The 25,444-nt window shown below is 71.9% G+C and carries 21 protein-coding genes and 1 pseudogene; 10 read left to right on the top strand and 12 right to left on the bottom strand.

Features of this window, described 5'->3' with window-relative positions; all coding sequences use genetic code 11:
* The first annotated feature begins 24 nt into the window (after positions 1 to 24).
* From arfA to P5G50_RS07380, 4 genes are all read left to right on the top strand, one after another.
* Positions 25 to 1,530 carry an arabinosylfuranosidase ArfA gene (gene arfA, locus P5G50_RS07395; RefSeq protein ID WP_301211371.1) on the top strand — a complete coding sequence of 502 codons (1,506 nt, stop codon included), beginning with the start codon at positions 25 to 27 and terminating at the stop codon, positions 1,528 to 1,530.
* 141 nt (positions 1,531 to 1,671) lie between these two features.
* Positions 1,672 to 2,202 (top strand): hypothetical protein, encoded by a 531-nt coding sequence (locus P5G50_RS07390; RefSeq protein WP_301211373.1) that lies wholly within the window; start codon positions 1,672 to 1,674, stop codon positions 2,200 to 2,202.
* A gap of 26 nt (positions 2,203 to 2,228) precedes the next feature.
* The gene (locus tag P5G50_RS07385; protein WP_301211375.1) at positions 2,229 to 3,116 is read left to right on the top strand and encodes an AraC family transcriptional regulator; all 888 of its coding nucleotides are present in this window, start codon (positions 2,229 to 2,231) and stop codon (positions 3,114 to 3,116) included.
* Positions 3,113 to 3,949: an aminoglycoside phosphotransferase family protein gene (locus P5G50_RS07380; protein ID WP_301211377.1), complete on the top strand. Its 837-nt coding sequence runs from the start codon at positions 3,113 to 3,115 to the stop codon at positions 3,947 to 3,949. Before P5G50_RS07385 ends, P5G50_RS07380 begins: the two co-directional genes overlap by 4 nt.
* Positions 3,950 to 3,960: 11 nt before the next feature.
* On the opposite strand, the gene P5G50_RS07375 is transcribed toward P5G50_RS07380, so the two are convergent.
* From P5G50_RS07375 to P5G50_RS07330, 10 genes and pseudogenes are all read right to left on the bottom strand, one after another.
* The gene (locus P5G50_RS07375) at positions 3,961 to 4,476 is read right to left on the bottom strand and encodes a GNAT family N-acetyltransferase (protein ID WP_301211379.1); all 516 of its coding nucleotides are present in this window, start codon (positions 4,474 to 4,476) and stop codon (positions 3,961 to 3,963) included.
* 121 nt (positions 4,477 to 4,597) lie between these two features.
* Positions 4,598 to 6,464 (bottom strand): annotated as a pseudogene (locus tag P5G50_RS07370) (helicase HerA-like domain-containing protein).
* A 33-nt stretch (positions 6,465 to 6,497) separates the two neighbouring features.
* Complete coding sequence (locus P5G50_RS07365; protein ID WP_301212893.1) at positions 6,498 to 7,775, bottom strand: saccharopine dehydrogenase family protein; 1,278 nt, start codon at positions 7,773 to 7,775, stop codon at positions 6,498 to 6,500.
* A 101-nt stretch (positions 7,776 to 7,876) separates the two neighbouring features.
* Positions 7,877 to 8,578 carry a phosphatase PAP2 family protein gene (locus P5G50_RS07360; protein ID WP_301212892.1) on the bottom strand — a complete coding sequence of 234 codons (702 nt, stop codon included), beginning with the start codon at positions 8,576 to 8,578 and terminating at the stop codon, positions 7,877 to 7,879.
* Positions 8,579 to 8,687: 109 nt separating this feature from the next.
* Positions 8,688 to 9,917 carry a multidrug effflux MFS transporter gene (locus tag P5G50_RS07355; protein WP_301212891.1) on the bottom strand — a complete coding sequence of 410 codons (1,230 nt, stop codon included), beginning with the start codon at positions 9,915 to 9,917 and terminating at the stop codon, positions 8,688 to 8,690.
* Between the two features lie 202 nt (positions 9,918 to 10,119).
* Entirely contained in the window at positions 10,120 to 11,298 is a 1,179-nt protein-coding gene (locus P5G50_RS07350; RefSeq protein WP_301212890.1) for an ROK family transcriptional regulator, read from the bottom strand.
* A gap of 42 nt (positions 11,299 to 11,340) precedes the next feature.
* On the bottom strand, positions 11,341 to 12,453 hold the full coding sequence (locus P5G50_RS07345) for a Gfo/Idh/MocA family protein (protein ID WP_301212888.1): 1,113 nt from the start codon (positions 12,451 to 12,453) through the stop codon (positions 11,341 to 11,343).
* Entirely contained in the window at positions 12,438 to 13,130 is a 693-nt protein-coding gene (locus P5G50_RS07340) for a ThuA domain-containing protein (protein ID WP_301212887.1), read from the bottom strand. The genes P5G50_RS07345 and P5G50_RS07340 overlap by 16 nt, the downstream gene beginning before the upstream one ends.
* Before the next feature lie 34 nt (positions 13,131 to 13,164).
* A complete protein-coding gene (locus tag P5G50_RS07335) occupies positions 13,165 to 14,349 on the bottom strand; it encodes a Gfo/Idh/MocA family protein (RefSeq protein WP_301212885.1) in 1,185 nt (394 codons plus the stop codon).
* A gap of 111 nt (positions 14,350 to 14,460) precedes the next feature.
* On the bottom strand, positions 14,461 to 15,492 hold the full coding sequence (locus tag P5G50_RS07330; protein ID WP_301212884.1) for a LacI family DNA-binding transcriptional regulator: 1,032 nt from the start codon (positions 15,490 to 15,492) through the stop codon (positions 14,461 to 14,463).
* 52 nt (positions 15,493 to 15,544) lie between these two features.
* Here P5G50_RS07330 and P5G50_RS07325 point away from each other — a divergent pair, with 52 nt between their 5' ends.
* Positions 15,545 to 16,516, top strand: a complete 972-nt coding sequence (locus P5G50_RS07325) for an acetylxylan esterase (RefSeq protein WP_301212883.1) — start codon at positions 15,545 to 15,547, stop codon at positions 16,514 to 16,516.
* 120 nt (positions 16,517 to 16,636) lie between these two features.
* Here P5G50_RS07325 and P5G50_RS07320 read toward each other — a convergent pair whose 3' ends face one another.
* Complete coding sequence (locus tag P5G50_RS07320) at positions 16,637 to 17,302, bottom strand: class I SAM-dependent methyltransferase (protein WP_301212882.1); 666 nt, start codon at positions 17,300 to 17,302, stop codon at positions 16,637 to 16,639.
* Positions 17,303 to 17,427: 125 nt separating this feature from the next.
* Complete coding sequence (locus P5G50_RS07315) at positions 17,428 to 18,441, bottom strand: LacI family DNA-binding transcriptional regulator (RefSeq protein WP_301212881.1); 1,014 nt, start codon at positions 18,439 to 18,441, stop codon at positions 17,428 to 17,430.
* 176 nt (positions 18,442 to 18,617) lie between these two features.
* Here P5G50_RS07315 and P5G50_RS07310 point away from each other — a divergent pair, with 176 nt between their 5' ends.
* The 5 genes from P5G50_RS07310 to xylA all read left to right on the top strand — a co-directional run bounded on the left by P5G50_RS07310 (position 18,618) and on the right by xylA (position 25,439).
* Positions 18,618 to 19,904 carry an ABC transporter substrate-binding protein gene (locus P5G50_RS07310; RefSeq protein ID WP_301212880.1) on the top strand — a complete coding sequence of 429 codons (1,287 nt, stop codon included), beginning with the start codon at positions 18,618 to 18,620 and terminating at the stop codon, positions 19,902 to 19,904.
* 7 nt (positions 19,905 to 19,911) lie between these two features.
* Positions 19,912 to 20,937, top strand: a complete 1,026-nt coding sequence (locus P5G50_RS07305; RefSeq protein WP_301212879.1) for a carbohydrate ABC transporter permease — start codon at positions 19,912 to 19,914, stop codon at positions 20,935 to 20,937.
* Positions 20,934 to 21,809, top strand: coding sequence for a carbohydrate ABC transporter permease (locus P5G50_RS07300; RefSeq protein WP_301212878.1), 876 nt, complete (start codon positions 20,934 to 20,936; stop codon positions 21,807 to 21,809). Before P5G50_RS07305 ends, P5G50_RS07300 begins: the two co-directional genes overlap by 4 nt.
* A gap of 68 nt (positions 21,810 to 21,877) precedes the next feature.
* A complete protein-coding gene (locus P5G50_RS07295; RefSeq protein WP_301212877.1) occupies positions 21,878 to 24,199 on the top strand; it encodes a beta-xylosidase/alpha-l-arabinosidase in 2,322 nt (773 codons plus the stop codon).
* A 49-nt stretch (positions 24,200 to 24,248) separates the two neighbouring features.
* A complete protein-coding gene (gene xylA / locus P5G50_RS07290; protein ID WP_301212876.1) occupies positions 24,249 to 25,439 on the top strand; it encodes a xylose isomerase in 1,191 nt (396 codons plus the stop codon).
* The last annotated feature ends 5 nt before the right edge of the window (positions 25,440 to 25,444 follow it).

Genomic DNA, 25,444 nt, shown 5'->3' with positions numbered 1-25,444 from the left:
TCCAGAAGGAACACTAGGAACCCCATGCCAGAGACCCGCATCGCCCTCGACCGCTCCGCGCGCGTCGCCCCCGCCAACCGCCGGCTGTTCGGCTCGTTCGTCGAGCACCTCGGCCGCTGCGTGTACGACGGCATCTACGAGCCGGGGCACCCGACCGCGAACGAGGACGGCTTCCGGCTCGACGTCGTGGACCTCGTCCGCGAGCTCGGCTCGACCACCATCCGCTACCCCGGCGGCAACTTCGTCTCGGGCTTCCGCTGGGAGGACTCGGTCGGCCCGCGCGAGAAGCGCCCCGTCCGGCGCGACCTCGCCTGGCACTCGCTGGAGTCGAACCAGGTCGGCCTCGACGAGTTCTCGCGCTGGCTGAAGCTGACCGGCTCGGAGCTGATGCTCGCGGTGAACCTCGGTACGCGGGGCATCGAGTCGGCGCTCGACCTGCTCGAGTACGCCAACCACCCGTCCGGCACCGCGCTGAGCGACTGGCGCATCGCGAACGGCACTCCGGAGCCGCACGACATCCGGATGTGGTGTCTCGGCAACGAGATGGACGGCCCCTGGCAGACCGGGTACATGACGGCCGACGACTACGGCAAGCTGGCCGCGCGCACGGCCGCCGCGATGAAGATGGCCGACAAGGACCTCGAGCTCGTCGTCTGCGGGTCGTCCGGCTCCGGGATGCCGACCTTCGGCGAGTGGGAGCGGATCGTGCTGGAGCACTCCTACGAGCACGTCGACTTCATCTCGGCCCACGCCTACTACCAGGAGCGGGGCGGCGACCTCGGCTCGTTCCTCGCCTCCTCGATCGACATGCAGTACTTCATCGACACGGTCGTCGCGACCGCCGACCACGTCGGCTACAAACTCAAGAGCACGAAGAAGATCAACATCTCCTTCGACGAGTGGAACATCTGGTACCTCGACGAGCACAAGGAGTCAGAGGAGGTCAACGACGAGTGGCGTTTCGCCCCGCGCCAGCTGGAGGACGTCTACTCGGTCGCCGACGCGGTCGTGCTCGGCAACCTCCTGATCACCCTGCTGAAGAACAGCGACCGGGTGACCTCCGCCTCCCTCGCCCAACTGGTCAACGTGATCGCGCCGATCATGACAGAGCCGGGCGGCGCGGCCTGGCGGCAGACGACCTTCTACCCGTTCTCGGTGATGTCGCGCCTGACGCGCGGCGAGATCCTGCGGCCCACGATCACGACCGGCACCTACGAGACCGCCGTGCACGGCGAGGCCGGACTGGTCGACGCGGTCGCCAGCTACGACGCCGAGGACGGCTCGGCGGCGGTGTTCCTGGTGAACCGCAGCCAGACCGAGACGGAGACCGTGCGCATCGACGTGCGCGACCTGGGGGTCTCGTCCGTGCGGGAGGCCGTCTCGCTCTGGGACGAGGACGTCTACGCCAAGAACACGCTGCAGCAGCAGGATCGGGTCGGCCTGCGCCCGAACTCCACCGCGGCGCTCGACGGCGGCGTGCTGACGGTGGAGCTGCCTCCCGTGTCGTGGACGGCGGTCGCACTCGGCTGAGCCGACCGCGAGGAACGACGGGCCGGCGGCCCGGAAGCGGCGGGGCGTGTCCCCCAAAATGCCGCTACCGGACGCCGGCCCTCGTGCGTCAGGCTGTGAGGGATGGGTGGGCATCAGCAACAGGTCGGACAGGATACGGGCGTGACGCAGGAGACGACTCTGCGACCGCACCGGCACCTCTTCCTGCGCGGCATCCTGGCGGTCGTGGCGCTCACCACCCCGGTGTTCGCGGTGCTGTACTGGCTGACAATCCCCAACGGGCCCTGGCCGTCGGTGCTCGCCGGGCAGCTCCTCGTCCTCGCCGCGACCATCCTGGGCGTGCAGTCGTTCCTGGCGACCGCGGTCGAGCTGACCGAGAGCGGCGTCCGGGTGCGCGACGGCCTCGGCCGCACGCGCGAGGTGCGCAGCTCCGACGTCGCCACCACCCACATCGTGCAGCTCTACGACGGCAGCACGCTCGACACCCTCCCGCAGCTGTTCGCGACCGATGCGGAGGGACGCACGCTCCTGCGCATGCGCGGCCAGTTCTGGGCGCCCCGCGACCTGGAGCGGGTCGCGGAGCAGCTGGAGGCGCCGATCAGCCGGCCGGAGGAGTCGATGACCTTCGCCCAGCTCCGGCGGCGCTGCCCGCGCATGCTGCCCTGGTACGAACGGCTTCCGCGGCTGGGATAGCGGAGGTCCGTGCCAGGATGGCGGACGTGAGAGCGTCCTCCGCACCGCAGCAGAGCGCGATGCCCCGCAGCAACGGGCAGCTGACGCCGTCCGCCGACGTGGCGATGGAGCGGCGGTTCCCGTCGGACTCCGCCGCCGTCTTCGTGCGGCACTACTGGCTGCCCCGGTGGAGCCTCCCCGAGGGCCGGGTGCGCCGGGAGGCCGTGCTCGAGTACCCGTCGGCCAACGTCGCGATCGAGCCCCGGCTCGCCGCTCTCCACCGGGCGAACCGGGGACTCAGCACGCGCACGCTCACCGGTACCGGGTGGGCGTTCGGAGCGCTGCTGCGGCCCGGCGTCGCACTCGGCTGGACCGGCGGTTCGCTGCGGTCCCAACCGCTGGTGGTCCCGCTCGGCGCCCTGGGGAACGGGGAGGCCGCGGCAGCGCTCGCGGCGTGCGTCCCCGCCGTCCGCGCGGCGATGGCCGCCGGCGACGGCGATGCGGCGATCACCGCCTTCGAGTCCGCGCTCGCGACGCTGCCCTCTCCCGGCGAGGAGGCCCGCCTGGTCGACGCGATCGTCGCCGCCGTCGAGGAGGACCGCGAGCTGCGGAGGGTGGAGCAGCTGGCCGAGCGGTTCGGGATCGGCGTGCGCAGCCTCCAGCGCCTCATCGCCGGACACCTGGGGTTCGGGCCGAAGTGGCTGATCCAGCGGTACCGCCTGCAGGAGGCGGCGGCAGCGCTGCGCTCGGACGCCCCTCCCCCGCTCGCCCTGCTCGCCGCCGACCTCGGCTACGCCGACCAGGCGCATTTCAGTCGCGAGTTCAAAGCGGTGATCGGGGCGACGCCGGGCGGCTACGCAGCGCAAGCGGCCGCGACCTCAGCGCGGACGCTCCGCGCGGACCCGCCAGCGGCTCTCCCGTCGGGGCGCCGGTGAGCACCGCCATCGACGACCTCCTCGCTCCCGCTCGCGAGCGCTGGCACCTCGCACCCGACGGCGACGCCTTCGCGACGGCCACCAGCGTGCTGCAACCGGTGGTATGGCAGGGCTGTAAGGCGTTCCTCAAGCTCGCGACCGAGGACGAGGAGCGCGCAGGCGGACGGGTGCTGCGCTGGTGGCGGGGCCGTGGCGCCGCACCCGTGCTCGCGGCGGAGGGCGACGCGCTGCTGCTCGAACGCGCCACCGGCGAGCGCGACCTCGCCCGCCTCGCGGCCTCGGGGCCTGAGGGCGACGACGAGGCCACCCGGATCCTGTGCCGGGTCGGCCGGCGGCTGCACGCGAGCGACCGCCCCGCGCGGCCGGCGGGGCTGGCCGACCTGCCGCGCTGGTTCCGCGAGCTGCCCCTCCACGCCGCGGAGGCGCCGGAGGCTCATGGCGGCCTGTACCCGCGCGCGGCGGCCGAGGCGGCGGCGCTGCTGGCGCATCCGTCCGGCGACGTCGTACTGCACGCCGACCTGCACCACGGCAACGTGCTCGACTTCGGCGAGCGCGGCTGGCTCGCCATCGACCCCAAGCCGGTGCACGGCGATCCCGGCTTCGACGTCGCGAACATCCTGTGCAACCCGGGTCCGGAGGTCGCGCTGCGGCCAGGGCGCCTGGAACGGACGGCAGGCGTGATCGCGGCGGAGACCGGGATGGACGAGCGGCTCGTGCTCCGCTGGGCGCTCGCCTGGGCCGGCTTGTCCGCGGCCTGGTCCGAGCGCAGCGGCGGGGATGCGACGGTGGCGGTGGGTGTAGGGAGGCGAGCCCGCGCTCTGCTCGATGCTTAGCGGGCCGTCCCTCAGTCGCGCGGTGCGGGCGCCTCGTCGAGGATCAGCTGCAGGAACGCCAGGTCGAGCCAGCCGCCGAACTTCGCACCGACCTGCGGCATCAGTCCGACGCGCTCGAACCCGAGCTTCTCGTGCAGGCGGATGGACCCGGTGTTGCCGGCCTCGACCGCGGCGACCATCACGTGCTTGCCGAGCGCGCGGGCCCGCTCGATCAGCGTCTCCATCAGCCTCCGGCCGAGCCCCGCGCCGCGCTGGTCTCCGCGTACGTACACGGAGTGCTCGACGGTGTGCCGGAAGCCGTCGAACGGACGCCAGTCGCCGAACGACGCGTACCCCACGACCTCGCCGGCGTCGTCGAGCGCCACGAGCACCGGATAGCCCGCCCGCCGCCGGTCGGCGAGCCACGCGACGCGGTTCGCGAGGTCGACCGGATTGTCGTTCCAGATCGCCGTCGTGTGCTCGACGGCGTCGTTGTAGATGGCCGCGATGCCGGCGACGTGCGAGTCGTCCGCGTCGGTGATGCGCATGCTGCTCCTCGGTGCTGCCCTGAGTGCCGGCCCGGCCCTCCGCCGACTCGTGACATGTGGTCACCACTCGGCGCCGGGAGTGACATCATGTCACGACTCGGCGGGGTGGCCGCGCGGCGGCTCAGCGGCGGCGGCGCGTCCCGAAGATGCCCTCCACCACCCCGGTGAGGATGTCGCGGGTCGCCTTCGAGCCGAGCACCTGCTCCAGCACGCTGTCCTGCGGTTTCGTGGAGGTGCGGCGGCGGGGCGAGGTCTGCTTGAGGATGCGGTCGTACTCGCGCTGCGCGGCGTCCTGGCGGCGCGCTTCCTCCTTCGCCGCCTCCTTCGCGGCGCGCTCGGCCTCCTTCTGCTGCTGGGCCGCCGCCTTGTCGGCCTGCTCGCGCTGCTCGGCGGCCGCCGCCTCGGCCGCCGCAGCATCGAGGCGCCTGGCCAGCTGCTCGCGCGCCGAGTCGCGGTCGACGGCGGTGCCGTACGTCGCCTGCAGCGGCGATGCGGCGACCGCGGCCTCCACCCGCTCCTCCGGCGCCGGCGACATCGCCCCCTGGGGCGCCCGGAGACGCGTCCACGCCACCGGGCTCGGCGCGCCCTTCTCGTTCATCACCGTGACAACGGCCTCGCCGATGCCGAGGGACTGGAGCACCGCCGCGAGGTCGTAGCCGGAGGTCGGGTACGTCGAGACCGTCGCCTTCAGCGCCTTCGCGTCGTCGGGGGTGAAGGCACGGAGCTGGTGCTGCACCCGCGAGCCGAGCTGGGCGAGCACGTCGCCCGGCACGTCCTTCGGCGTCTGCGTGACGAAGAAGATGCCGACGCCCTTCGACCGGATCAGCCGGACGGTCTGCGCGATGGACGCGAGGAAGTCCTTGGACGCGTCGCGGAACAGCAGGTGCGCCTCGTCGAAGAAGAACACCAGCTTGGGCTTGTCGAGGTCGCCCACCTCCGGCAGGTCGTTGAACAGGTCGGCGAGCAGCCACATGAGGAAGGTGGAGAACACCGCGGGCTTGTCCTGCACACCGGGGACTTCGAGGAGGCTGACAACCCCGGTCCCGTCGGGCGCGACCCGCAGGAACTCGGCCGTGTCGATCTCGGGCTCGCCGAAGAACGCGTCGGCGCCCTGGTCGGCGAACGCGATCAGTTCGCGCAGGATGACGCCCACCGTCGCGCTCGACAGCCCGCCGAGGCCGGCGAGCTCGCCCTTGCCCTCGTCGCTCGTCAGGTACGTGAGCACCGCGCGGAGGTCGGCCAGGTCGAGCAGCGGCAGGCCGGCGCTGTCGGCGTAGTGGAACACGAGGCCGAGGCTCGACTCCTGCGTCGCGTTGAGCCCGAGCACCTTCGACAGCAGCAGCGGCCCGAAGCCGGCCACCGTGGCGCGGATCGGGACGCCGCGCCCGACGCCGCCGAGCGAGTAGAACTCGGTGGTCGCGGCGCGCGGGGTCCAATCCTGACCGATCGCACGGGTGCGCTCCAGCAGGGCGTCACCGCCGTCTCCGGGCACCGAGATCCCGGACAGGTCGCCCTTGATGTCGGCCGCGAACACGGGCACGCCGGCAGCGGAGAGCTGCTCGGCCAGCACCTGGAGCGTCTTCGTCTTGCCCGTACCCGTCGCGCCCGCGATCAGGCCGTGCCGGTTCGTCATCGCGAGCGGGATGCGGACCGGCACGTCGGCGAGGGGTACGCCGTTGACCAGGGCGCCCAGCTCGAGCGCGGCGCCGTCGAAGGCGTACCCCGCCCGCACGGCGGCGACCTCGTCGGGGGTGAGCGGGGCGTCGGGCGCTGGCGGCGGCGTCGGGCGCTGGGGCAGCCGGGGCCGCCGGGGCCGCCGCGGCAGCCGCTGCCGCCTCCTTCGCCGCCGCCACCTGCGCCTCGGCGCGCGCCGATGCCTCCTGCGCGCGTCGCACCGCCTCCGCCGCCTCCGCCTGGAGCCGCTCGGCCTCCGCCGCCGCGGCCAGCGCCTCCGCCTGTGCCTTCTCCAGCGCCTCCGCGTCGCTCATGCGGGTCACTGTACCGACGGCAGACGCGGCGGCCTAGGCTCGCGCGGCCTCCCGCATCCCCCAGGCCTGCCCGTAGCCGCCCTCGGCCTCGGGCCGGGCCATCAGGTCGAGGAACGGTTGCGCGTCGAACGCTTCGGGCCCGAGCACGCCGGTGCCCGTCCATGCGGCCGTCGCGAGCAGCTCGAGCGCGATGACCGGGTTGAGCGCGGTCTGCCACACGACGCACTGTGCGTCGTACTCGCGCATCGTCCACTCGTTGTCGCTCACGTGGTACAGGTACACCTCGCGCGGCCGCCCATCCGTGCCGAGGCCGGTGACGTTGACACCGGCGCAGGTCTTGCCGGTCATCCGTGGGCCGATCGTGGCAGGGTCCGGCAGCGCGGCGGCGACGACGTCGCGCGGGGCCACCTCGACGGGACCGTTCTTGCTGCGCACGCGGAGGGGAGTCGTGGAGTCGAGCCCGAGCAGGTGCAGCGTCTTCAGCACCCCGATGAACTCGGCGCCGAGGCCGTACTTGAAGGTCACCCGGCGGGCGTCGAGCCAGCGGGGCATGAGCAGCACCTCCTCATGCTCCACGTTGACGCACTCGACCGGCCCGATGCCCTCGGGGAAGTCGAACACCTCCGGCTCGCTGAACGGCTCCGTGGTGCGCCAGCCGGTGCCCTTCTCGAAGATCACCGGCGGGTTCAGGCACTCCTCGATGGTGGTCCAGATGCTGAACGAGGGAGCGAAGATCTCGTTCCCGGCCTCGTCGCGCACCACGAGGTTCGCGCCGTCGCGGGTGCCGAGCTCGTCGATCGATGAGAACAGGTGGTCGGCGGCGTAGCGGGCGAAGACATCGCTCAGCCCGGGCTCGACGCCCATGCCGACGAGGGCCAGCCGGCCCGCCGCCTCCCAGTCGCCGCGCTGCGCGAACTGGTCGTCGCCGAGCTTGACGCCGGTCTGCGCGTACGGGTCGGTCGGATGCGGCTCCGAGAGGCTCATCGCCATGTCGAGGTAGTCGGCGCCCGCCGCGAGCGCCCCGGCGAACACCGTCGGGACGAAGGAGGGCTCCACGGCGTTCATCACGTGGGTCGCGCCGTGCTCGCGCGCGACCGCGGCGACGACGTCGGGGTCGGAGGCGTCGATCGCCGCCGTGCGGAACCGCGCGGCGACCTCCTCGCCGTGCCGCTCGCGGATCCACGCCACCGTGCGCTCGGCGCGCGCCGGGTCGTAGTCGCTGACGACGATGGTCTCGTAGAACGCGCGACGCGCGGCGATCTTGGCGATGGCGTCGCCGACACCGCCCGCACCCACCAGGAGAATCCTCATGGGCCACACCGTAGCGGTCCGGGGCCGCACGAACGAAGCGCTCGCCCGAAACGGAGGAGTCCGCGCGCCAACTGGCCTGATCCCACTCCGATCACGGCGCGTCACCGGCGGGTCGCGGCCGCATTCCTCCCTCTTGCCAGGAAGAACGGATGCGGAGCCGCGCTCTCCAGCGCGATCCGGTGCGCGAGCGGTGCCCAGACGATCACCGCGATCGCGGCTCCCAGCAGCAGCCCGCCGAGCGTGTCGCTCAGCCAGTGCGCACCGAGGTAGGTGCGGCTGACCGCCATCAGCACCGCCCATGCGCCGCCGACGCACCACACCCACACCCGCGGGAAGAGGATGCCGAGCACGACCACCATCGTCGCCGCGTTCGCGGTATGCCCCGAGGGGAATGAACCGGTGTCGACGTGCACCAGGATCTCCGTGGGCCGCGCGCGCCCCACCGTGTGCTTGAGCAGCTGCACCGCGCCCAGCGAGATGAGGCTCGCGAGCGCGAAGTACACGGCGCCCCACGGCCTCCGGAACGCCAGCAGCAGGAGGAAGATCACGAGCGGCACGAACACCGACCCGAGCAGCGTCCCTCCGGCGTAGTTGAAGAACAGCGCCGGCCCGAGCCAGAGCGGCGAGCGGTGCTCGACGATCTCGCCCATCCACTCCTGGTCGATCCCGAACGCGCGGGTGCGCCGGAACGCGATGATCACGCCCAGCCCGACAACGAGCACGACCGCCACCGACGCAGAGATCACGGGCCACCGGTGGGTGACCTTCGCCGCCTTCGGGATGTCGTGTCCGGTGTCGCTCATGCCCACACCGTACCCGCGCATCCGGCGACCCTCTCTGCGAGTCGTGACATCATGTCGGCACTCGCGCCGAGTCGTGACATCTTGTCACCACTCGCCCCGAGGGCGCGGGTCAGTGCGCGAGCGCCGGCACTGTGCGCGGACGCACCACGAGCCACAGCGAGCAGATCGAGACGAGCGCGCAGATGGCCATGACCGCGCCCATCGGGGCCGCGCTGCCGACGCCGAGGATGCCGACGATCGGCGACACGATGCCCGCGATGCCGAAGTTCAGGGCGCCGAGGAGGCTCGCCGCCGTGCCCGCCTCGTGGCCGTGCCCGTTGAGCGCGAGCACCTGCACGCACGGGAAGCCGAAGCCGCAGGCGCAGATGAAGAACCACAGCGGGATCGCGACGCCCCAGAGCCCGACGTGCGCCTGGTCGAGCACCACGATCGTCAGGGACGCGGCGAGCATGACGATGGTCGTGCACGCCAGGATCCACTGCGGCCCGACGTACTTGGTCAGGCGGGAGGCGGACTGCACGCCGATGATGATGCCGATGGAGTTGACGGCGAAGAGGAGGCCGTACTCCTGGGCGTTGAACTTGTAGATCTCCTGGAAGATGAACGAGCTCGACGAGAGGTACGAGAACAGCCCGGTGAAGTTCGCGGCGCCGACGATGGCGATGCCGACGAAGACGCGGTCCGACAGCACGTTCTTGTAGCGCTGCCGCACCGTGGAGTGGCCGGCGTCGTGGCGGCGCGCCTTGGGCAGCGTCTCCACGATCCAGAGCGAGACGCAGATGATCACGAACGCGCCGTAGCAGGCGAGTACGACGAAGATGCCGCGCCACGGCATCACGAGCAGCAGCCAGGAGCCGAGCACGGGCGCGAGCACCGGGGCGAGGCCGTTGACGAGCGCCAGCCGGCTGAGCATCCGGACGAGCGGACGCCCGCCGAACAGATCACGGACCATCGCCATGGCGACGACACCGCCGGCCGCGGCGCCGATGCCCTGCAGCGCGCGGGCGACGCCGAGCAGCTCGACATTGGGGGCGACAGCGGCCGCGAGGCAGGACAGGATGTGGACGGCCGTCGCCGCGATCAGCGGCGTGCGGCGGCCGATCTTGTCCGACCACGGGCCGACCAGCAGCTGGCCGACGCCGAACCCGATGGTGGTGGCGGTGAGCGTCAGCTGGATCGCCGCGGTGGAGACGTCGAAGTCCCCCTGCAGCGTCGGCAGAGCCGGGAGGTAGGTGTCGATCGTGAACGGCCCGAGTGCGGTCAGTGCCCCGAGGATCAGGATGTAAGCCAGGCGCTGGCGGCCGGAGAGCGAGTCGCCGGGGTGCACGACGGTGGTCACGGAGAAGTCCTTCTTGGTGGAGGTGGATAGTGGTCGCGCACACCGTCGAGCGCAAAACAACAGCACCGCGGCGGGCGCGGTGCTGTCGGGTAGAGCATCGAATCGATTCGACTCGGAAGCTGGAATCGATCCTATCGCACGCGGCCCCCACGATGTGACCGTTCCCACGGACGCCGCAGGCCGCTGTCGCGCTGCGAACAGGTCAACCCGCGGGTGCGGCCAGCAGCGGACGGAAGGCGATCTCCGCCGCCCCGATCATGAGGATGTCGGCGCCGAGCGCCGAGCGCTCGATCCGCAGCGTCTCGGCCGACGCGGCGAGCGCCTGCCCGGCGACGAGCTCGGGCAGCCGCTCCGGCGCCAGCCCGTGCAGCACACCGAGGAAGCCGCCGAGCACGATCAGCTCGGGGTCGAACACGTTCGCCGCGGTGCGCAGCGCGGTCGCCAGCCAGCCCCGTTGCCGGTCGACCTCGGCGATCACCCGGGGATCACCGGAGGCGACGGCGGCCGTGAGCGCAGCCTCCAACTCTTCCGCGTCGGCCGAGGCGAGGCCCAGCACGTCGAGCAGCGCCTGCTGGCTGACCTCCGTCTCGAGACATCCCACAGCACCGCAGTGGCAGCGGACGCCGGAGGAGTTCACGAGGGTATGCCCCAGCTCGCCCGCGTATCCGTTGACGCCGGTGAGCGGCGCTCCCCCGACGACGACACCGGCGCCGATGCCAGAGGCGCCGCCGTTGAGGTACACGAGGTCGGAGGCGCCGCGCCCGGCACCGAACAACCGCTCGGCGTCGGCGCCCAGGCGCGCGTCGTTGGCGGCCAGCGCGGGCAGTCCGGTCGCCGTCGCCAGCTCGGCCGCGAACGGCTCGTCCGTCCAGCCCAGGTGCGGCGCGAGACGCACGACGCCGTCGGCCTCGCGCACCAGGCCCGGCACGGCGACGCCGATGCCGGCCACGCGGGAGGTGCGCCCCGGCTCCTGCCGCAGCCCGTCGATCATCCCGGCGGCCATGGCGACCGCCTCACGCGCCGACGGAACGTGCCCGGTCGGTCGTCGCAGCCTCCGGTGCACCGTCCCGTCGAGCCCGACGACGCCGACGGTGACGGCGTCGATCTCGGGGTTCACCGCGAACGCCACCACCCGCCCGTCGGCGACGACCTCCGGCGAGGGGCGGCCGACCCGGTTGCCGACGCGCGGCTCCCGCTCCAGCACGAGCCCCTGCTGCACCAGCTCGGCGACCAGCGCACCGACCGTGCTGCGGTTGAGCCCGGTCGCGCGGGTGAGCGCCGACCGCGCGAGGGGCCCGTCGCGGTGCACCATCCCGAGCACGGTAGCGAGGTTGTGCCGCCGCACCGTGTCGAGGTTGGTGCCCGCCGTCGTGCCGTTCATGGTCCCCGCCACCCTATCCCGCGCGGCGGTGGCCGACGGCTCTCACCAGCTCTCGGGCCGCGCGCCCAGCGGCACCACCTCGGGCCGCTCGAGAGTGGAGGTCAGGGTCACGACCTCGTGCTCGGCGCCCGCCCGCAGCACCGCCTCCATGATCTCCAGCACGTGGAACGCCAGCTCGCCGGAGGCGCGATGCGGTCGATCGGTCTCGATGCCGCGCGCCATGTCGGCCAGGCCGTACCCGCGCCCTGCGTCGACGTAGCCCGCGGCGACCGGCACCTCCCGGAACTCCCGGTCGGCGGCGGTCGCGACCGAGACCGGCAGCGAGAACTGGTTCGGGTCGGGCACCGCGATCGTCCCGTCGGTCCCGTACACCTCGAAGAGCGGCACCCGCGTGGCCCAGACGTCGAACGACATGGTGACGGTCGACACCACGCCGGACGCGTGCTCGAGCAGGGCGGTGACGTGCGTCTCCACGCCCACCGGCACCGCCGTGCCCGCGAGCGGGCCGGTGCCGACCGTGCGCTCGCGCGCCGAGCGGCGGGTCGCGCCCGACACCCGCACGACGGGCCCGAAGAACGTGACGAGGCTCGTCAGGTAGTACGGCCCCATGTCGAAGAGCGGACCAGCGCCCGGCTGGTAGTAGAACGCGGGGGCCGGGTGCCAGAGCTCGTGCCCCGGCGCGCTCCACGACGCCGCCGCGGCGACCGGGGTGCCGATGCGGCCCTCGTCGAGCAGCGCCCGCGCGGTCTGGATGCCCGTGCCGAGCACGGTGTCGGGCGCGCTGCCCACGCGCAGGCCGAGCGCCGAGGCCCGCTCGAGGATCGGCCGGGCCTCGGCCGTGGTCAGCGCGAGCGGCTTCTCGCCGTACACGTGCTTGCCGGCGTCGAGCGCCCGCAGGGCCACCTCGGCGTGCGCCTTCGGGATGGTGAGGTTCAGCACGACATCGACGCCCGGGTGCTCCAGCAGCGCGTCGACGCCGAGCGCCTCCACGCTCCGGCCGTCGCTGCTCTGTTCGGCGGCGACGGAGGCGGCACGCTCGATGTCGAGGTCGGCCACGGCGACGAGGTTCAGGTTCGGCAGCTTCGGGAATTCGGCGAAGTACTGCGTGCTGATGACGCCGACGCCGACGACGCCGACGTTCAGCGGGCGGCCCACAGCAGCCCCCGCTCGATGATGGTGCGGACGGGCTGCGACTCCACGATCTCCAGCCGGTGGCCGGGGGCGGAGACGAAGATGCGGCCCTCGCCCCACTGCCGGGTCCAGATCGCGGGCGCGGTGACCGGGCGGTGCCACGCATCCCACGGCCGCACCTCCTGCGTCGTGGTCGCCAGCACGTCGTTGTACTCGTCGCTCAGCACCCAGTACTGCTCGGTGACGAGGTCGAAGTCGTCGATGCCCGCGGTGATGGGATGGGTCTTCCCGTACTCGGTGATGTGCACGGTGTACGGGATGTAGTTGTCCGACTGCTCGCCGGTGCGCTCGGCCGGGTCCTTGCCGGCGTGGTGGGCGAACTGGCCGCCGATCATGTGCAGGTAGTCGGCGTTGTTCCGGTACGAGTCGGCGATGCCGCCGTGCCAGCCGGCCAGTCCCGCCCCGCCGAGGACGGCCCGCTGCAGGCCCTGGAACTCGTCGTTCTCGATGGTGTTCATCGTGTTGATCTGCACGATGAGGTCGACGGTGTCCATGAAGGCGGTGTCGGCGTACACCGGCGTCCCCTCCTCCACCCGCACGTCGAATCCGTTCTCCTCGAGGAACGGGATGAAGAAATTCGTGGTCTCGACGGGCATGTGCCCGTCCCAGCCGCCGCGGACGACGAGGGCCTGCTTGGTCATGCTTCCTTCCGGTGGTGTGAGAGGGGTCGACGCGTCAGTCGGTCGTGGTCCAGGCGCTGCCGGCGGCGGCGCTGCGCTCGACCGCTGCGAGCACGCGCTGCACGTGCAGGCCGTCGGCGAACGACGGCTCGGGGTCGCCTCCGCCGGTGATGGCGTCGACGAAGTCCTTGATCTGGTGGCTGAACGCGTGCTCGTAGCCGATCGCGTGCCCGGTCGGCCACCAGTTGGCCATGTAGGGATGCTCGGGCTCGGTCACGATGATCCGGGTGAAGCCCTGCTCCCCCGCCGGCGCCGTCGCGTCGTAGAACTGCAGCTCGTTCATCGCCTCCAGGTCGAAGGCGATGGCGCCGCGGGAGCCGCTCAGCTCGATCCGCAGGGCGTTCTTGCGTCCCGTCGCGTACCGGGTGGCCTCGAAGGCGCCGATCGCGCCGGACGCCTCTCCGCCCTCCAGCCGCGCGGTGAACCAGGCGGCGTCGTCCACGGTGACCGTGCCGCGGCGGTCGGAGGCGGTGCCGGAGAGCCCGACCGACTCGCCCAGCAGCGGCCGCTCCTCCACGAAGGTCGCCAGGGTGCCCGACACGCTCTGCAGCCGCGACCCGGTGAGGTGCTCGACCAGGTCGATCGCGTGGGCGCCGATGTCGCCCAGCGAGCCGGACCCTGCGGCGTCCTTGTCGAGCCGCCAGGTCATCGGGCCGTTCTCGTCGACGAGCCAGTCCTGGAGGTACAGCGCGCGCACCTGGCGGATCGCGCCGAGCCTGCCCTCCTGCACCAGCCGCCGCGCGAAGCCGATCGCGGGCACGCGGCGGTAGCTGAAGCCGACCATCGCCTTCACCCCGCGGGCGGCGGCGCGCTCGGCCGCGGCCACCATCGCCTCCGCCCCCGCGACCGTGTTGGCCAGGGGCTTCTCGCACAGCACGTGCTTGCCCGCGTCGAGGGCGGCGATCGCGATCTCGGCGTGCGAGGAGCCCGGGGAGCAGATGTCGATCACGTCGATGGCGGGGTCGTCGATCACGCGGCGCCAGTCGGTCTCCGCGTGCTGCCAGCCGAACTTCTGGCGGGCGGCCTCCACCCGGGAGCCGTCGCGGCCGACGATCGTCTGCATGACGGGCTCCGCGCCCAGGTCGAAGAACCGCGGAGCGACGCGCCAGCCCTGCGAGTGGGCGGCGCCCATGAACCCGTAGCCGACCATCGCGACCCGCAGCTGCGGCGAATCGGACATGCTTCTCGCTCCTTCGCGTACGTCGTGCGGGCGCAGGCGCCCGGCGCGGCACCACGGCCGCGTTGCGACGCTATGCGGGCGCCGGGGAGGCTCGCAAGTTTCTCGCGGCAGTCAGAAAACTTTCGCGCGCGGCGCCGCCGTCGACTCCCGCACGACCAGCGATGTCGCGAGTTCGAGGCGCGTGGTGTCGGCCGTCCCCGCCCGCAGCCGGAGGGCCAGCCGCGCCGCCTCCTCGGCCATCTCGCGCAACGGCTGCCGCACCGTCGTCAGGGCCGGACGCGCCCAGCCGGCGGGCGCCACGTCGTCGAAGCCGACGACCGACAGGTCGGCCGGCACCTCCAGCCCGAGCCCGTAGGCGGCATCGAGCACCCCGAGCGCCTGGAGGTCGTTGCCGGCGACGATCGCGGTCGGCGGCTCGTCGAGCGCCAGCAGCCGCCTCCCCTCGCGCTCGCCCGCCGAGCGGCTGAACCCGCCGGAGCCCACGAGGGCGGGGTCGACCTCCACACCCGCCTCCGCCATCGCCGAGTGGAAGCCGGCCGAGCGCGCCCGCGAGCACAGTAGGTCCGCAGGCCCTGAGATGACGGCGATCCGGCGATGGCCCAGTTCCAGCAGGTGCCGCGTAGCCGACCTCCCCCCGGCCCAGTTGGTGGCGCCGATGGCCGGTGCGTCCGGCGGCGGGTCCCCCGCCGGGTCAAGCACGACGAACGGGATGTTGCGCGCCCGCAGCTGCCGCCGCTGCTCCGCCGAGAGGTCGGAGAAGGTGAGCACCACCGCGACCGGCTTGCGCGAGAGCACCCCCGGCAGCCACTCGGCGGTCGGCTGGAGGTGGTCACCCAGGACCGAGAGAGCCAGTACCAGCCCCGCCTCCCGCGTCACCCGCTCCACCCCGCGGATCAGCTCGACCGCCCACTCGGTGCTCAGCTCGGCGACCACCAGCTCGACGATCCCGCCGCGCTCGAGGTCGCCGCCGCGGCGGGCGTACCCGGAGTCGAGGAGCAGCTCCTCCACCCGCCGCCTCGTCGCGTCGGACACGCCGGGCCGGCCGTTGAGCACCTTGGAGACCGTCGACAGCGAGACGTTCGCCGCGCGCGCGATCGCCTCCAGCGTCGGGCGACCGGGAACCGGTAGCGTGCGTTCGGACATGCAGCAACCATGTCATGCCCGATCCCGACCGACGACGATCCTGGAGCGACCCATGCCCTTCACCGACCTCACCCTCGCCGAGCTGGAGGCGTTCCGCCCCGAGGTGGCGGAACCCGCGGACTTCGACGCCTTCTGGGCGGACACCATCGCCGAGGCGCAGGCGGCGGGCGGGGAGGCGGTGCTCACGCCGGCGGACACGCCCGTGAACCAGCTCGTCGTGGAGGACCTCACCTTCCCCGGTTTCGGCGGGGAGCCCGTGCGCGCCTGGGTCTCCCGGCCGAAAGGCGCGACGGGGCCGCTGCCGACGGTGGTCCAGTTCCAGGGCTACAACGGCAGCCGCGGCCTCGCGGGCGAGTACGTCAACTGGGCGCTGGCGGGGTACGTGCACGTGTTCATGGACACGCGGGGCCAGGGCGGAGGCTGGGGCTCCGGCGGCGACACCCCCGACCCGCATGGCTCGGGCCCCGCGACCTCCGGCTTCATGACCCGCGGCATCGACGACCCGCGCGAGCACTTCTACCGCCGCGTGTTCACCGACGCCGTGCGGCTGGTCGACGCCGTCCGCGATCTCGCGTTCGTCGACGCCGACCGCGTGGCGGTGACCGGGGGCAGCCAGGGCGGAGGCATCGCCCTCGCGGCCGGCGCGCTGGCGACGGGCGTGGCTGCTGTGCTGCCCGACGTCGCCTTCCTCTGCGCGTACCGGCGCGGAGCCGAGGTCGCGATGGGTGGTCCGTTCGTGGAGCTGGCGACCTACCTGTCGGTGCACCGCGACCGCATCGATCGCGTGTTCGAAACGCTGTCGTACTTCGACGGCGTGAACTTCGCCCGCCGCATCCACGCGCCGTCGCTGTTCTCCGTCGCCCTGATGGACCGGATCGTGCCGCCGTCGACCACGTTCGCCGCATACAACCACCTCGCCGCCGAGGACCGCGCCATCGAGGTCTACCCCTTCAACGACCACGAGGGCGGCTCGACCGCGCAGTGGCACAAGCAGGCGGCCTGGCTCGCGGAGCGCTTCGCCTGACCCGCCGTAGCAACTCCGGAGTTCGCGCCGACGCCACGCCTCAGCCGCGTGCAACTCCGGAATGCGCGCCCGGCCCGCCCGCGTCCTCCGGAGTTGCACGCCCGCTCCCGGCGTGTCGCCTCAACGCTCCGGAGTCGCCACCGGCCACAGCTCGGCGATCAGCAGCACCTCCGCGCCGTCCGTCCACTCCTCGTGCCGCCCGACCCGCAGCCCGACCGCGGCGAAGGTGTCGTTCAGCGCCTCCACGCTCCGGAACGGCTCGTGGTGCAGCATCGCGGGCGGAGGCGCGGCGCGGTGCCGCCCGGCCTCGAACGCCACGAACGACCCCGTGACCACCCGCCCGCCTGGCCGCAACACGCGCCGGAACTCGGCGATCGCCGCGGCGGCGTCGGGGAACAGCTGGAGGCCCGTCACGCACGTGACGAGGTCGACCGACGCGTCGGAGACCGGGAGGCGCGCTGCGTCTGCCGTGTAGAACTCGGCGTCGGGCAGGTGCGTGCGCGCCTCCTCCACCATCCGCGGAGCGAGGTCGACGCCGATCATGCGACCGCGGACCCCGCGGGCGTGCATGGCACGCAGGACGAGCCCTGTTCCCGTCGCGACGTCGAGCACCTCCAGAGGCTGCGGGAGGCCGTCGTCGCCGCGCGGCAGCTCGCGCACGATGAAGTCGGCGACGGCGTCGGCGAGCCCGCGGTGCATCGGGCTCTCGTCGTACGTCGGCGCCCGGTCGTCGAAGCGGCGACGGATCTCGGCACGGGCCTCGTCGGCGGTGGGCTTCTCTGACACAGCGGCAGCCTAGGCGCGCCGTCGCTCCGATGACACCCCCGTCCCTCTTCCCCTGATCGAGTTGTCGCAACACGCCGTCGGGCGCCGCGCCGGGACGGCGCGTCGTGCCAACTCGACGAGCGGCGTCAGACGGAAGGAGGCACGGCCGGCGGCGCCGTCGTCCCGCGGCGGACCAGCCGGGTCGGGAGGCGCAGGTGCGTCTTCTCGGGCGTCCCGCCGTTCAGCAGCGAGACCACCAGCTCCGCGGCCGCCGATCCCAGCCGTTGCATCGGCTGCCGCACGGTCGTGAGCGGCGGCGTCGACTGGGTCGCCTCCGGCACGTCGTCGAAGCCGACCACCGACAGCTCGCCAGGCACGTCCAGCCCCAGCTCCGTCGCGACCTCGATCACGGCGATCGCCGAGAGGTCGTTGGCCGCGAACACCGCGGTCGGCCGGTCGGACCGGATCAGGAGGCGGTGTGCCGCCTCCCGCACCGTGTCCTGCTCATAGCGCCCCACCGCCACCAGCGACGGGTCGAACGGGATGCCCGCCTCGGCGAGCGCCCGCCGGTACCCGGCGTCGCGCAGGCTGGACGAACGGAGGTCGGGCCGGCCGGCGACGAACGCGATCCGCCGGTGCCCGAGCGAGAGGAGGTGCTCGGTGGCGAGCTTGGCGCCGCCGAAGCTGTCCGACTCCACCGTCGGCAGGTCGGCCGGCCCGGTGTGCGGGTCGATCGCGACGATCGGCACCTCGGCCGACACGTTCACGACCGTCGGGGTGACCATGATGACGCCGTCGATCAGGGTGCCGCTCAGCCGGCTCAGCGAGCGCCGCTCCCACCCCTCCGGCGAGAGCTGCCGCGAGCCGCTGTAGGCGAGGAGGTCGTAGCGCGACTCGTGCAGGGCCGCGCCGACGCCCTTCAGGATCTCGGCGCTGAACGGCTCGAAGTCCGCCACGAGCACGCCGATGACGCCTGTCTGCCTGGCGCGCATGCTGCTCGCCACGAGGCTCGACTCGTAGCCGAGCTCCTGCACCACCTGCAGCACGCGCTCGACCGTCTCGACCGCGACGCCGTACCGTCCGTTGACCGCTTTGGACACGGTCGCGACCGAGACACCCGCTGCGAGCGCCACATCGTTGATCGTCGGCCGCCGTCCCATGTCGGCCGAGCCTAGTGCAGAAACGGCCGTTTCGAAACCGTTGTCGAAAACGATATCGAAAACGTTTGACACTCCCTGGTCGCCCGGAGATAGTTGTTGCGTCCTGAACCCTGGCGCCAGCGCAGCCGCACGGCTGACCGGCGCACCCTCAACGAAGAGAAACGGTTGGAAATCACATGAAAGCCACCAAGCTCCTGACCGGGGTCGCTGCCCTGGCCATCGGCACGCTCGCTCTGAGCGGGTGTAGCGGCTCGGGCGACGGCTCGAGCGACGGCAAGGTCTCCATGACGCTCTGGCAGAACTCGACAACGGGTCCCGGCCAGGACTTCTGGAAGCAGGCCGTGGCCGACTTCGAGAAGGAGAACTCGAACGTCACCATCAAGATCCAGACCATCCAGAACGAAGACCTGGACGGCAAGCTGCAGACGGCGCTGAACTCCGGCGACGCTCCCGACATCTTCCTCCAGCGAGGCGGCGGCAAGATGGCGGCGATGGTCAACGCGGGCCAGCTCATGGACCTCACGGGCAAGGCGAGCGCCGACACCAAGAAGGTCATCTCCGAGGGCTCGTTCAAGGCCGAGACCTACCAGGACAAGGTCTGGGCGATGCCGATCGCAGTGCTCCCCGGCGGGTTCTTCTACAGCCAGGACCTGTTCAAGCAGGCCGGCATCACCGAGAACCCGACGACGGTCGACGAGCTGAAGGCCGCGACCGAGAAGCTGAAGGCCACCGGGGTCGCCCCGATCGCCCTCGGCGCCAAGGACGCCTGGCCCGCCGCGCACTGGTTCTACTGGTTCGCGCTCCGCGAGTGCTCGCCGTCGACGATGGAGAAGACCGCCGACTCCAAGGACTTCTCGGACGGCTGCTGGCTGAAGGCGGCGCAGGACCTCCAGGAGTTCGCCGCGACCAAGCCGTTCAACGACGGCTTCCTCACCACCTCCGCCCAGCAGGGCGCCGGCAGCTCGGCCGGCCTCGTCGCCAACCACAAGGCGGCGATGGAGCTCATGGGCGCGTGGGACCCGGGCGTGATCGGCTCGCTGACCCCCGACCAGAAGCCGCTGCCCGACCTGGGCTTCTTCCCCTTCCCCGAGATCTCGGGCGGCAAGGGTGAGCCCGGCTCCATCATGGGCGGCGTCGACGGCTACTCCTGCTCGGCCCAGGCCCCGAAGGAGTGCGTGGACTTCCTCAACTTCCTCGCCACCACCCCGCAGCAGGAGGCCTACTACAAGGCCTTCAACGCCCCGCCGGTCAACACCGAGGCGCAGGCGAAGGTCACCGAGCCCTACCTGAAGGAGGTGCTCAAGGCGTACAACGCGGCGCCGTTCGTCTCGCAGTGGCTCGACACCGTGCTGGGTCAGAACGTCGGCAACGCGCTGAACGTGGCCGTGGTCGACATGCTCGCGGGCAAGAGCGACCCGAAGCAGATGATCCAGGCGGCCAACGACGCAGCGAAGAAGGGCTGATCAGGTCGTGAGCACCACCCGCGAGAACACGGCCATCGGCCGCCCGTCGCAGACGGGTCTCGCGCAGCAGGGCGGGAGCGGCGCCTCGGCGTCGCTCCCGTCCCGGCCGCGCCGGGCCCGACGGGGGCCCGGCCGGCCCGGCCGCTTCGAGATCGCCCTCCTGGTCGGTCCTGCCGTCATCGTCTTCATCGGCTTCGTGATCTTCCCGGTCGCGATGGCCGCCTTCTACGGCTTCTACCGCTGGGGCGGCTACGGCCCGCCGACCGACTTCGTCGGCTTCCAGAACTACGTCGTCATCCTCACCGACCCTGCCTTCCAGCAGGCGCTCGCCCACAACGCGTTCATCGTGGTGATGTCGCTGGTGCTGCAGGGTCCCGCGGCGATCCTCCTGGCGCTGCTGCTGAACCGGCGGATGCGCGGACAGTCGCTGATCCGCGTCCTCATCTTCGTGCCGTACGTGATCGCGGAGGTCGTGGTCGGCACCGGCTGGAGCCTCATGCTCCAGACCCAGGGCGCCGTCAACGGGCTGCTGGAGAACATCGGCCTGGGCGCCTGGCAGCAGGACTGGCTGTCCGACCCGGACATCGCCATCTGGACGCTGATGATCATCCTGACCTGGAAGTACATCGGGTTCGCGGTCATCCTCTTCCTCGCCGGCCTGCAGGGCATCCCCGAGGAGCTGTACGAGGCTGCTGCGCTCGACGGCGCGTCGTACTGGCAGATCCAGCGCCGCATCGCCCTGCCGCTGCTCGGGCCGACGTTCCGCATCTGGGCGTTCCTGTCGATCATCGGCGCCCTCCAGCTGTTCGACCTCGTCTACATCATCTGGGGCCAATACGTCGCGTCGACCGCCGGCACCTCCACGATGGCGACATACATGGTCGCCAACGGCCGCAACGCCGGCAACTTCGGCTACGGCAACGCCGTCGCGGTCGTGATCTTCCTCTTCTCCCTCGTCGTCGCGCTCGTCTACCAGCGGTTCGTGCTGCGTCGCGACACCGCGGGGGCGCTCACCGAAAGGACGAAGCGATGACCGCCGTCACCGCGAACCGCCCCCGCCCCCGCACGCGCGGCTCGGAGGCCAAGAAGCTGCCGTGGGGCTCCCCCACCGTGTACTTCGTCGCGCTCATCGTGATCGCGCTGATGCTGGCGCCCATCGTGTACATCGTCCTCGGCGGCTTCCGCACCAACGCGCAGATCACCACTGACCCGGCCGGCTTCCCCGACCCCTGGAACGTCGCCAACTACCTCAACGTGCTCACCGGCGGCGTCTTCTGGCGCCAGGTGCTCAACTCCACGATCGTCGCGCTCGCGACCACGATCGGCGCGGTCGGGCTCGGCCTGATGGCGAGTTACGTGTTGGCGCGGTACCAGTTCCGCGGTCGCGGTGTGCTGTACGCGCTGTTCGCCGCCGGCCTGATGTTCCCCATCACCGTCGCGATCACCCCGCTGTACATCGTGGTGCGCAACCTGGGCCTGATGAACTCGCTCGGCGGCGTCATCCTGCCGCAGATCGCGTTCGCGCTGCCGACGACCATCATCATCCTGGTGCCGTTCCTGCGCGCGATCCCGGACGAGATCCAGGAGGCGGCCTTCATCGACGGCTGCAGCCGGCTGGGCTTCTTCTTCCGGATGGTGCTGCGGCTGTCGCTCCCGGGCGTCATCACGACCGGCATCCTCGCCTTCATCGGCAGCTGGAACAGCTACCTGCTGCCGCTGTTCATCCTCAACAACGAGGCGACGTTCACCCTGCCGCTCGGCGTGCAGGCGTTCTCGTCGCAGTACTCCGTCGACACGGCGAAGGTGCTGGCGTTCACGTCGCTCTCGATGATCCCGGCGCTGATCTTCTTCAGCCTGTTCGAACGCCGCATCGTCGGCGGCCTGACCGGCGCCGTCAAGGGCTGACCCCGCGGGCCGCCCGCCCGCCGTCTCGCGGTGCTCCCGTGCGCCGCAGAAAAGAAGTGAGAACCTCCATGACCGAACCTGTTCCCGTGTCCGAACGCGTGCGCGCCCTGCACGCGCGGATGACCCTCGACGAGAAGCTCGCGCAGCTGGTCGGCTACTGGGTCGACAAGGGCGACGAGCTGGTCGCGCCGATGGCCGGCGAGATGGGGAATCCCGGCGCCTACGCGGACGCGACGGAGCACGGCATCGGCCAGCTCACCCGCGTCTACGGCACCCGTCCGGTCGACCCGGCCGCCCGCGCCGAGTGGCTGTGGGAGGAGCAGCGCCGCCTGGTCCGCGACACCCGCCTCGGCATCCCCGCGCTCGTGCACGAGGAGTGCCTGACCGGGCTCGCCGCCTGGAAGGCCGCGACCTTCCCGACGCCGCTGGCCTGGGGCGCGTCGTTCGACCCCGCGCTGGTGGAGCGCATGGCCGGCCTGATCGGCGGCTCGATGCGCGAGCTCGGCATCCATCAGGGCCTCGCTCCCGTGCTCGACGTGATCCGCGATCCCCGCTGGGGCCGGGTCGACGAGTGCATCGCCGAGGACCCGTACGTCGTCGGTACCATCGGCACGTCCTATGTGAAGGGGCTGCAGGGCGCCGGCGTCCACGCCACCCTCAAGCACTTCGTCGGGTACTCAGCGTCGCAGTCCGGACGCAACCACGCACCGGTGCACGCCGGTCCCCGCGAGGTCCGCGACGTGCTCCTGCAACCGTTCGAGCTGGCCGTCCGGGAGGGCGGCGTGCGATCGGTGATGAACTCGTACGCCGAGCTCGACGGCGTGCCGATGGCGGCCTCCCCCGAATACCTGACGGGTGTGCTGCGAGACGAGTGGGGCTTCGACGGCGTCGTCGTGGCCGACTACTTCGCGGTCGCCTTCCTGCACACCACGCACGCCGTCGCGGCCGACCTCGGCGAGGCGGCGGAGCTCGCGCTGACCGCGGGCGTCGACGTGGAGCTTCCGACCGGAGACGCGTTCCTGTCCCCGCTCGCCGAGCGGATCCGCGCGGGCCTCGCCGATGAGGGCCTGGTCGACCGGGCGGTGCTGCGGGTGCTGGCGCAGAAGGAGGAGCTCGGCCTGCTCGACGAGACCTTCGACGCCCCTCCGGCCGCCATCGACCTCGACACCGCCGAGCACCGGGAGGTCGCGCTGCGCCTGGCCGAGGAGTCGCTCGTGCTGCTGACCAACGACGGGCTGCTGCCCCTCGGCGGCGCCGGTGCCGCGCCTGGTCGGATCGCCGTGATCGGGCCGAACGCCGACTCGTCCGAGGCGCTCATGGGCTGCTACTCGTTCGCCAACCACGTGCTGGCCCACCACCCGGAGATCCCGCTCGGCATCGAGCTGCCCTCGGTGCTGGCCGCCCTGCGCGAGGAGCTGCCCGGCGCCTCCCTCACGCACGTCCACGGCTGCGAGGTCGAGGGCGACGACGAGTCGGGCATCGCGGAGGCCGTTGCCGCCGCGCGCGGCGCCGAGATGGCCGTGGTCGTCGTCGGCGACCGCGCCGGGCTGTTCGGCCGCGGCACGGTCGGCGAGGGCAACGACGTCGAGAGCCTCGAGCTCCCGGGCGTGCAGCGGCGGCTGGTGGAGGCCGTGGTCGCCACCGGCACGCCGGTCGTGATGGTCGTCCTCTCCGGTCGGCCGTACGCGATCGACTGGGCCGTCTCGGGTCCCGCCGCCCCCGCGGCCGTGCTGCAGGCGTTCTTCCCCGGCGAGGAGGGCGGCCGCGCCATCGCAGCGGTCCTCTCCGGCCGCGTCTCCCCCTCCGGTCACCTGCCGGTGTCGCTGCCGCGCTCGGCCGGCGCCCAGCCGTACTCGTACCTCCACCCGTTCCTGGGCGGCCCGAACGAGATCACGAGCGCCGACAGCACGCCCGTGCTGCCGTTCGGTCACGGCCTCACCTACACGTCGTTCGTGCGGTCCGAGCTGACCGCCGACGCCGAGGTGGCGGCGGGAGGCACGTTCGAGGCCTCCGTCCGGGTCGCCAACACCGGCGACCGCGCCGGCACCGACGTCGTCCAGCTGTACGCGCACGACGTGCACGCCAGCGTGACCCGTCCGGTCGCCCAGCTGCTGGGCTATCACCGGGTCGACCTGCAGCCGGGCGAGGAGGTCGTGGTGCGGTTCTCCGTGCCGACCACCCGCCTCGCGTTCAGCGGCCGCGACCTGCGCCGCATCGTCGAGTCCGGAGAGGTGGAGCTGTGGGTCGGCCCGTCCTGCGCGGAGCGCGAGACCACGGCCTCCCTCACGATCACCGGACCCGACCACGCGATCACCGCCGCCGATCGGCTGCTGGTGGACAGCACCGTGGATCGGGCTACGGTCGGGGTCGCGGCGGCGACCGCCTCCTGATATAAGTTTATTGAGACAACAAATCACCGACGACGCTGAAGGATTCTCCATGAGCCTCACCCCCACCCGCGACGACAAGTTCTCCTTCGGTCTGTGGACCATCGGGTACAACGGCACCGACCCGTTCGGCGGCCCGACCCGCCCGCAGCTCGACGTGGTCGAGGCGGTCACCAAGCTCAACGAGCTGGGCGCCTACGGCCTCACCTTCCACGACGACGACCTGTTCGCCTTCGGCTCGACCGACGCCGAGCGCCAGAAGCAGATCGACCGCCTCAAGCAGGCCCTCGCCGACACCGGCATCATCGTGCCGATGGTGACGACGAACCTGTTCAGCGCCCCCGTCTTCAAGGACGGCGGCTTCACCTCCAACGACCGCGCCGTGCGCCGCTTCGCGCTGCGCAAGGTGCTCCGCAACATCGACCTCGCCGCAGAGCTGGGCGCGAAGACGTTCGTCATGTGGGGCGGTCGCGAGGGCGCCGAGTACGACGCCGCCAAGGACATCCGCAACGCGCTCGAGCGCTACCGCGAGGCCGTCAACCTGCTCGGCCAGTACGTCACCGACAAGGGCTACGACATCCGCTTCGCGATCGAGCCGAAGCCGAACGAGCCGCGCGGCGACATCCTGCTGCCGACCGTCGGCCACGCGCTCGCCTTCATCGAGTCGCTGGAGCGGCCGGAGCTGGTGGGCGTCAACCCGGAGGTCGGCCACGAGCAGATGGCGGGCCTCAACTTCGCCGCCGGCATCGCCCAGGCGCTGTACCACGGCAAGCTCTACCACATCGACCTCAACGGCCAGCGCGGCATCAAGTACGACCAGGACCTCGTCTTCGGCCACGGCGACCTGCAGAACGCCTTCGCGCTCGTCGACCTGCTCGAGAACGGTGGCCTCAACGGCGGACCGGCCTACGAGGGCCCGCGCCACTTCGACTACAAGCCGTCGCGCACCGAGGACATCACAGGCGTCTGGGACTCCGCCGCCGCCAACATGCGCACCTACCTGCTGCTCAAGGAGCGGGCCGCGGCCTTCCGCGCCGACCCCGAGGTGCAGGAGGCGCTGGAGGCCGCGCGCGTGACCGAGCTCGCGCAGCCGACCCTCGGCGATGGTGAGTCGTACGACGACCTGCTCGCCGACCGCAGCGCGTACGAGGAGTTCGACGCCGGCGCGTACTTCGGCGGCAAGGGCTTCGGCTTCGTCCGCCTGCAGCAGCTGGCCCTGGAGCACCTCCTCAACGCCCGCTGACCCCC

It is taken from the genome of Leifsonia williamsii, assembly GCF_030433685.1.
Taxonomy (GTDB): domain Bacteria; phylum Actinomycetota; class Actinomycetes; order Actinomycetales; family Microbacteriaceae; genus Leifsonia; species Leifsonia williamsii.
This window is presented reverse-complemented; position numbering and strand designations above follow the sequence as displayed.